This is a genomic window from Salinicola sp. DM10 (assembly GCF_017306975.2).
GTDB lineage: Bacteria > Pseudomonadota > Gammaproteobacteria > Pseudomonadales > Halomonadaceae > Salinicola.
The window spans coordinates 167833-176353 of record NZ_JAFLEN020000006.1; the positions used below are offsets into that span (position 1 = coordinate 167833).

General features: G+C 62.8%; 8 protein-coding genes, 1 tRNA gene and 1 CRISPR repeat array. Of the genes, 5 read left to right on the forward strand and 4 right to left on the reverse strand.

Features of this window, described 5'->3' with window-relative positions; genetic code table 11:
• Nucleotides 1–105: 105 nt before the first annotated feature.
• The 3 genes from J0A90_RS17300 to J0A90_RS17310 form a co-directional block, all read right to left on the reverse strand.
• Nucleotides 106–582: a hypothetical protein gene (locus tag J0A90_RS17300; RefSeq protein ID WP_207033978.1), complete on the reverse strand. Its 477-nt coding sequence runs from the start codon at nt 580–582 to the stop codon at nt 106–108.
• Nucleotides 583–720: 138 nt separating this feature from the next.
• Nucleotides 721–915, reverse strand: coding sequence for a hypothetical protein (locus J0A90_RS17305; RefSeq protein WP_035475037.1), 195 nt, complete (start codon nt 913–915; stop codon nt 721–723).
• On the reverse strand, nt 912–1139 hold the full coding sequence (locus J0A90_RS17310) for a hypothetical protein (RefSeq protein ID WP_207033980.1): 228 nt from the start codon (nt 1137–1139) through the stop codon (nt 912–914). Before J0A90_RS17310 ends, J0A90_RS17305 begins: the two co-directional genes overlap by 4 nt.
• Nucleotides 1140–1625: 486 nt before the next feature.
• Between J0A90_RS17310 and J0A90_RS17315 the strand changes: the two genes are divergently transcribed.
• Nucleotides 1626–2774, forward strand: coding sequence for an AI-2E family transporter (locus J0A90_RS17315; protein ID WP_207033982.1), 1149 nt, complete (start codon nt 1626–1628; stop codon nt 2772–2774).
• Nucleotides 2775–2864: 90 nt separating this feature from the next.
• Entirely contained in the window at nt 2865–4385 is a 1521-nt protein-coding gene (locus J0A90_RS17320) for an efflux transporter outer membrane subunit (protein WP_207033983.1), read from the forward strand.
• Nucleotides 4386–4458: 73 nt separating this feature from the next.
• Here the strand turns inward: J0A90_RS17320 and J0A90_RS17325 are convergent, their stop codons facing one another.
• The gene (locus J0A90_RS17325; protein WP_233076902.1) at nt 4459–6033 is read right to left on the reverse strand and encodes an EAL domain-containing protein; all 1575 of its coding nucleotides are present in this window, start codon (nt 6031–6033) and stop codon (nt 4459–4461) included.
• A gap of 134 nt (nt 6034–6167) precedes the next feature.
• Here J0A90_RS17325 and J0A90_RS17330 point away from each other — a divergent pair.
• The 3 genes from J0A90_RS17330 (at nt 6168) to J0A90_RS17340 (ending at nt 7462) form a co-directional block, all read left to right on the forward strand.
• Nucleotides 6168–6243, forward strand: a tRNA-Thr gene (locus J0A90_RS17330).
• A gap of 300 nt (nt 6244–6543) precedes the next feature.
• Nucleotides 6544–6693: a hypothetical protein gene (locus J0A90_RS17335; RefSeq protein WP_207033987.1), complete on the forward strand. Its 150-nt coding sequence runs from the start codon at nt 6544–6546 to the stop codon at nt 6691–6693.
• Nucleotides 6694–6766: 73 nt separating this feature from the next.
• The gene (locus J0A90_RS17340) at nt 6767–7462 is read left to right on the forward strand and encodes an ROK family protein (protein ID WP_207033990.1); all 696 of its coding nucleotides are present in this window, start codon (nt 6767–6769) and stop codon (nt 7460–7462) included.
• Nucleotides 7463–7784: 322 nt separating this feature from the next.
• A CRISPR array of direct repeats spans nt 7785–8472; the repeat unit is 28 nt; unit sequence TTTCTGAGCTGCCTGGGCGGCAGCCAAC.
• The last annotated feature ends 49 nt before the right edge of the window (nt 8473–8521 follow it).

The window sequence follows — 8521 nt, forward strand, 5'->3', positions numbered from 1 at the left end:
TCAGCATAGGTAAACTTCGGGACTGGCGTGTGACGCTGGCGATAGTTTCTGCCTACCACTTGATTTGGCTGACGCTATGAATCCGCCGGCTCAAGTTAGGCGGGGTCACGCTTTGAGCCAGCCGTAGAGAAGGCGATAGAAGGTCTCTTCACTCAGGGTGTCGTACTGGGAGAGATCGCGTCGCTGGCCGTACTGCAGGTCGGAGTAGCGGTAAGCGCCTTCGGCTTCGACTACCTCCTTGATGTCATCCTCGTCGGTGGAGGCGTAGAGCAGTACACGATGGCCGGAGAGATACTGCTCCTCGGGTTTCAGGTGCAGCTTGCATGCCCCCATGGAGACGGTCTGCTCATGCAGGGTGAGTCGATAGGTTTCTTCGAAGCGGGTCAGGGTTTGGGTCGTCTCCGCGTAGTGGATCTCGACGCCCTCGAGGGCGAGTGATTCGATCCACTGGGCGACACACTGCTGCAGCGCCGCCAGGCGCAGGCGTAGATCCTCGAGCTCCTGCTCGAATTCGAGCCGCCGCTGCTGGCTGTCGGCAACCGCCTGCTGAATCCCGGCTCTCAACTGCTCGATATCGGCCATGGTTGGACTTCCGTGGACATGGTTGGACTTCCGTGGAGTGAGTGACCCCCGGGGACCGGGTAGACAGGACCCCATAACAAGAAGCCGCCCAGGTTAGGCGGCTTCTCGGTATTACCTCGTTCACGCTCGGCGTGACCGTCAGGCAGCGGCGGGCTGGCGATTATCCGGCGAGCGCTGCATTGCGGTCAGCGCGCGCTCCAGGTCCAGTGCCTTGCATTTGAAGGCGCTGCAGTTGGCGCAGCAGACGTTGGCACCCTCTTCTGCCTTGATCGGCAGGTGAAACTGTTGATGACCGCAGATGGAGCAGGTGAGATCCAGCGTGACCGTGATCATGTTCTGCCACTCCGATGTTCGGCGCGGGCCATCTGCAGCGACAGCGAACGTGCCAGGTTGAGGGTGTGCAGCAGGTAGTTGGGGGTTGCGATCTCCTGCTGGTGCCCATAGGTATCGATGAAGTCACCGCACTCGATGCAGGTGATTTCGTCCCAGGCCTGATGACATTCGGAAGAAGCGGTTTGCGTATTTCCGCAGCGGGTGCATGAAATCTGGTGTTCCATGGTCAGCCCTCCTTGGCGTCGATGTCCGGTCTTCCTGACCGGTGATGAGTGGTGGCAATCCTTGCCGTCGCCCCCGGTGTCCTTACCGGGTTGGCCACCTGGGTGGCCGCTGCGACAGGTGCAGAATGGCACAGCGTTTCTTGCTGTACAAGACTTGTACCAGTGTCGAAAGGTCGTAGCACTTATCCTGGGTTAACATTACCCTGCTAACCGCTTGAATTGCTTGAACTATTCTTCGAAACCGAATTGAAAAATCAACGCTTTCAGATGGTTGCGTTCTGCAATTCGGGACGCTGAGCGGATTGTTAATAAACTGTACAAAAGCTGATCCCGGCGCATGCTCGAAGGCTTCCAGTATCCGGCGAAAGGTCTTTGCGGTGTGCTCGGGCTGCGCCCAACTTGCGCTGAAAGCGGTCAGCACCGCCCGGTTGCGGCTATGCTTGGCGTGTCATTCTTGGCGTGCCATTACCGGAGCCTGTCGATTCCATGAGTTCATTGAGCCAGCACAAGGCGTTCATCCTGCTGCTGACGGCGGTCTCCATCGCTTTTGTGTGGCTGCTGTTGCCGTTCTATGGCGCGATCCTGTGGGCGGTCATCCTGGCGATCCTGTTCCAGCCGATGCACCGGCGGTTGAACGCGCGGTTGGGGCAGCGGCCCAACACCGCGGCTTTCCTCAGCGTGCTCGCCTGCGTCTTCATCGTCATCATTCCCATGTCGCTGATCTTCTTCTCGCTACTGCGTGAGGGAGCGAGCGTGTATCAGCGAATCAATCAGGGCGATATCGACTACAACGCCTATATCGCTCAGTTTCGCGATTCGCTGCCGCCCTATGTGCAGGGCTGGCTTGGGGATGCCGGCATCGGCAGCTTCGCCGATCTGAGCCAGCGGCTGGCGTCGGCACTCGAGCAGGGCAGCCAGTTGATCGCCCAGCACCTGCTGAGCGTCGGCCAGAACACCCTGCAGTTTCTGATCAGTTCGGGGATCATGCTCTACCTGCTGTTCTTCCTGTTCCGTGACGGCCGCAAGCTGGGCCAGCAGATCCGTGCCACGGCGCCGCTCAGCGATGCCTATACTTCGCGCCTGATCGAGAAGTTCACCGCGGTGGTCCGGGCTACGGTCAAGGGCAATGTGATCATCGCCATGGCGCAGGGGGCGATCGGTGGGGTCGCGTTCTGGCTGCTGGGGATCGAGGCCGCGCTTTTATGGGGTGTGCTGATGGCGTTTCTGTCGCTGCTGCCGGCCATCGGCTCGGCGATCATCTGGGTGCCGGTGGCGGCCTATCTGCTGCTGAGCGGCGACTACGCCAGGGGATCGATCCTGGTCTTCGTCGGCGTGGTGGTGATCGGGCTGGTGGATAATCTGCTGCGGCCGCCGCTGGTGGGCAAGGAGACCAAGCTGCCTGACTATGTGGTGCTGATCTCCACCGTCGGTGGCATGACGCTGCTGGGGATCAACGGCTTCGTGCTGGGGCCGCTGATCGCGGCGCTGTTCATGGTGTCTTGGTCGCTGTTCCGCTCCGAGAAAGAGGACGAGGCGCGGCCGCTCTCCGGTGGCGGTGGCATCACCAACGAGTCTCGCCAGCACCAGCCATCGCACGTTACGCCAACGGCGCAACCGGGCCATCGGGAGAGCTAGCGGCGTCGAGACCGCTGGATCGACCGATGACTGAAAATTCAGGACGATGCCCGGCCCGCCAGGTCGCCGGGTAGGCAAGTGGGGACAAGGATGTCTTTACACCAGGAAAAGACGCGGCCGGTGCCTCGGCTGCTGACCGGTGGGCTGATGCTGACACTCATGCTGCTGGCGGGGTGTGCCAACTATGCCGGCATTTCGCCGCAGACGACGCTGACGCCGATCAGCCGGCTGAGCGCGCAGCAGGTGCTGGGTGATACGCCGATATCGCCCGCGGCGTGGCCGGAGCGGGCGTGGTGGCGCGCGCTCGATGATCCCGAGCTGGATGCGCTGATCGACGAGGCGTTGGCGGATTCGCCGGATATCGATGCGGCACGCGCGCGGCTGCGCTCGGCCAATGCGGCGATCGCCAGTGCCCGCGCCAGTGGCCTGCCGAGCGTCGATGGCTCGGCCCAGGTATCTCGCGCCCGGGTCTCGGAGGTGCAGGACCCGCGTGGGCAGGGCAACTTCTACTCCACCACCCGCGAGCTGATGCTCTCGTTCGACTACGACCTCGATCTATGGGGCGGCAAGCGGGCCGCCTGGCGTGCGGCCCTGGGCGAGGCCCGGGCGCAGGAGATCGAGTTCCATGCCGCGGCGCTGACGCTCTCGGTCAACGTGGCGCGGGCCTATGTCAGCCTGGCCCACGCCTTCGAGCTGCGCGATATCGCCAATCGCCAGCTCGACCGCGCCCAGCGGATCGACGCGATCAATCGCGAGCTGCAGCAGGCCGGCCTCGACAACCAGCTGCAGAGCCTGCAGTCCCAGGTTACCGTCGCCAATGCGCGCCAGACGCTGGAGGCCGCCGAGCAGTCGATCCGCAGCCAGCGTATCTCGCTGACCACGCTCCTGGGCAAGGGGCCGGATCGCGGCCAATCGATCCCGCGGCCGCGGGATCTGACGCCGGCGATCGCCGCGCTACCGAGTGTCATCCCCGCCGAGCTGATCGGGCACCGCCCCGACGTGGTGGCGGCGCGCTGGCGGGTGGAGGCCGCCTCCCAGCGCATCAAGCAGGCCAAGGCGAAGTTCTATCCCAATCTCGACCTGACCGCGATGGCCGGCTTTCAGTCGCCGCTGGGGGATTACTTCTTCAGCGAGGCGGCGAAATCGGCCAGCGTGACGCCGGCGATCTCACTGCCGATCTTCGAAGGCGGGCGACTGCGCGCCAATCTGGAAAGCAGCGATGCCGATTACGATCTCGCTGTGTCGCGCTACAACGCGACGCTGGTCGAGGCGCTGGGGGAGGTGGTCGACGATATCACCACGCTCGACTCGGTGGCCCTCCAGCGCCAGCGTCAACAGCAGGCGGTGGCCAGTGCTCGAGATGCCTATGCGCTGGCCGACGAGCGCTACCAGGCGGGGCTGGCCAACTATCTCGACGTGCTCAGCAGCGAACAGCAACTGCTCAGTGCCGAGCAGAGCCTGGCACAGCTCACCACCCAGCGCCTCGACCGCTCGGTGCAACTGGTCCAGGCCCTGGGTGGCGGGCTGGCGTTGGATGCGGCGGTGCCCCACGCACCCGGCGGCTTTCCGCAGGCGCCGGACCCGGCGGTGATGGCCAGCATGCAGCCATGATTCGCCGGCGCTTGCGTCGCAGTGGCATCCGGGGCGTTGTATCCGCGCCAGCGATATCCGGTGCAGCCGTCAGCTAACTCAGATCAGGGCAAACGCCACGGCTTTCACTGGCGGCGCGGCTGGGCGGGCTCTTGAGGTGCGCTAGCATATCGCGCAGTGGTGTCGGGCGGGCGTAGAGGTAACCTTGCAGGTAGCGTACGCCATGGGCGCGTAGATAGGCGTTCTGGGCTGGGGTCTCGACGCCTTCCGCGATCACAGCCAGTGCCAGGCGCTGGGCCAGATCGACGATATTGTCGAATAGATGTTGTGACAGGACGTCTTCGTCTGCCATGGCAACGTAGCTGCGGTCGACTTTCAGCGTGTCGACCCGGAAGTGGCGCAGGTAGTCGAGCCCGGCGCTACCGGTGCCGAAATCGTCCAGCGCGATCAGGATGCCCATCTCGCGCAGCCGCTCGAACAGCCGGAAGGTGTGCGGCGTGGCCCGGAATGGCTCACGTTCGGTCAGCTCGAGTACTAGATTGATACGCCCCGGCGGGAAGCCCGCCAGGAAGTCGCTGCAGTCATCGAGCAACCGCCAGTCGCAGCAGTGGGCGGCGGAGAGGTTGAAAGCGATATGGAAGCCGTGCGGCAGCTCATCCAGCCGTGCCGCCAACTCCCGGCGGACCTGATGCATCAGCGCCTGGGTCAGCGGCACGATGAGACCGCTACTCTCCGCCAGAGGAATGAACTGATCCGGGGGAATGATGCCCTCTCCGGGGTGGCGCCAGCGCACCAGCACTTCGGCACCGTCCCAGCGGTCGGTATCCGCATCCACGATCGGCTGGTAATAGGGCACGAACTCGCCATCACGCAGGGCTCTCTCCAACTCCTGCGTGGGAGAGCGGCGTTTGAGCATAAGCCAGAACATCAGCGCGCCACACAGGACCAACAGACCCAGGATGGGCAGGAAATAACTCTCCAGCGTGCGGCCCAGGCTGCCAGGGGCCAGTGTCGCCCGCAATCGGAACGGATAGCGGTTCGAGGCGCGCTCGGCCACGTTGTCGTCTGGATGCCAAGGGACAGGGGAGACACTGCCATCCGCACCGAGCTGATAATCGCCGACCTGCAGCGCCAGCGATAGATCGTTCCCCGTCAGCTGCAGCGCATTGACCACGTACTGACCATCGATACCGGCCAGTACACTCCCGCCTGGGGTCGGCAGGCGAAATACGATCAACGCGCGCTCTGGTGTGACCTGGTTGCCGGCCATCAGGCGCAGGCGCCCGGCGCTGTAGTTCTGGCTATGCTCCGGATATCGCCCAGTCCCTTGCAGAGAGGTGCAGTAAATCTGGCCATCGCTCACGAGATTGAGCGAGCGCACGAACGGTGTGGCCATGCTCTGCTGGCGTAGCGTGAAAACAGCCGACTTGCACGGGGCGCCGACCAAATAGCGCACCCGGTGAGTAGCGACTTCGGCATAGTCGAAGATCGACTCCACCTTGCGCATGGCGTAATCGAAACTCTCCTGGGTCTGAGCGACCACCTCGCGCTCCGCCTGCCATAGCATCAGCGGCACGCCCACCAGCACCGGTGCGAGCGCGGCGAGCAGCGGCAACGTGAACTGCCGAACCAGCTTGGCAAAGCGGGGACGATAAGGGGTGTGGGGCATGACGGCGAGTTGTTGTCATTTCGCCATCAATAGCACGTTGCTCCGCTCGGGGCCAGGCGAGTGAAAATCCACAGCTGGCACCCGCGTTTACGCTTGTCCCCGTGGCCCCGCCTGATTATGATAGGCGCCGCCTGGCCGGTGTAGCTCAGTCGGCAGAGCAACGCATTCGTAATGCGTAGGTCGGTGGTTCGAATCCACTCACCGGCACCAAAAAGACCTGTGGAAGCATGGGTTCAGGCATTGAGAAAAGTCACCTTAGGGTGGCTTTTTTCGTTTGGGGCCGCCCCTTTGATAGGGCCTTGTGTAAGGTCCCGCGTCTCCCCCTCAGATATCCAATGCTCGGCGCCTTCAGCCTACCTGGGCCCAACCGCCGCTATGTTCATTCTGGGTGACCACCAACTGCTTTCGCGCTGGCAAAAATCTTTCCGCCCGTGCAACGGAAGTCGTGGTGCGCTTCAAGCAGCCACCGTTCGCGTTGCTTGATGATGGAGAGAAGACGGGCATGGAGAAATGGCGCATCATGAACGCCTGATCGCCGACGTCATGGCCTTCGACCGCCAACCGCTCGCCCATCAGGATGCCGCCGAACTCGCGCGGAAGATTGTCGAGCCGGCCCCGGACGACACGTCTGCGCTACCGTCATACAAGCCCGGTACCTGAGGACCTGACGATATGCAGGACCTCGCACCGTTCGGCGGTTGGGTCGATCCTGCCTAAGGCCGAGGAAATCATGATGAGCAAACGCAATGCCAAGGGCGCGGACCTTGTCGTCCTCGCCATCGATATCGGCGGCAGCCATGTGAAGATCCGCTCCAGCGCCGGTGGCGAGAAAAAGAAGGCCGACAGAGGCAAGTCGATGGGTGGGGGCGATATGGTCGCCGCCGTCGAAGACATGGCCAAGGGCATGCAATATGACGTGGTCGCCATGGGCTACCCGGGGCCGGTTGTCCATGACAAGCCGCTTCATGATCCTGCCAATCTCGGCACAGGATGGGTTGGTTTCGATTATGCTTCCGCCTTCGGATGCCCGGTACGGATCGTCAACGACGCGCTGATGCAGGCCATCGGCTCCTATCAGGGCGGACGCATGCTGTTTCTCGGTCTCGGCACCGGTCTTGGCGCGGCGATGATCGTCGAGAATGTCGCCCAGCCGATGGAGATCGCCCACCTGCCCTATCGCAAGGGCAAGAGCTACGAGCACTATGTCGCCGAGGCGTATCGCAAAAAGAAGGGCAACAAGAAATGGCGCAAGCGCGTGTTCGATGTCGTTGAGTGCCTCTCCGCAGCGCTTGAGCCCGATTACATCGTTATTGGTGGCGGGAACGTCAAAAAGCTCGACACGCTCCCGCCGAAATGCCGGCGCGGCGAAAACGCACTCGCCTTCGATGGCGGGTTCCGCCTCTGGAAGGATGAAGACCTGATCGTGTGAACTCTGCAGTTTTTGGCGTGATGTCGACGAAGGCTATCGCGCCAAGGGCGACATCACGATCCGCGGTTTGCTGTTGCGCGAACAGCCAAATCTGAATTCGCATGACTGTATCGTTTACGCGCCGGCAGGCATTCAACGACGGCCGCCTGATGGCAAGGGTTGCACTCGCCAAGGATCTGTCTTCGGGCAACCTCGTTGTGAGGGTCGTGTCGACGGAGGCGCGGATGCTCCGTGGCTGGCCCCCTGCCTGGCGCAGACACACGCGAGTAAGGCCGCGCTATATAGGCCTTTCATCCGCTATCAATTGTCTGATGCCATGGTGCTTCTGAGCTGCCTGGGCTGCAGCCAACCGCCCGGCGCGGAGCTGCCGATCCGCTGGAACTTTCTGAGCTGCCTGGGCGGCAGCCAACGTCGGCATGACCTTCCGTCAAGCCATGGCTGATTTCTGAGCTGCCTGGGCGGCAGCCAGCGCCGAGTTCCTGACCCGGCTGCGCATGCGCAATTTCTGAGCTGCCTGGGCGGCAGCCAACTCATATCTCGATGAGGAGTATCGGTTCGTGCTTTTCTGAGCTGCCTGGGCGGCAGCCAACCAGCGTGATGCGGCTGGCCCAGCGGGGCATGTTTTCTGAGCTGCCTGGGCGGCAGCGAACAACAGCACCGCGCCACCCGGCCGACCCACATATTTCTGAGCTGCCTGGGCGGCAGCGAACATTCGATCGATGGGTGCTGGCCGGCGGCGAGATTTCTGAGCTGCCTGGGCGGCAGCCAACAAGGGTCTCGATGGTGATCTTCTCTTCTACCTTTTCTGAGCTGCCTGGGCGGCAGCCAACAACGCGAGCGATCCATCGGCGGCGATCAGCTTTTTCTGAGCTGCCTGGGCGGCAGCCAACGGATGCTTCGACATAGAGATCAGGCGTCGAATTTTCTGAGCTGCCTGGGCGGCAGCCAACCTCAGCGCCCACACCGCGTCGCTGATCGAGCATTTCTGAGCTGCCTGGGCGGCAGCCAACAACGCGAGCGATCCATCGGCGGCGATCAGCTTTTTCTGAGCTGCCTGGG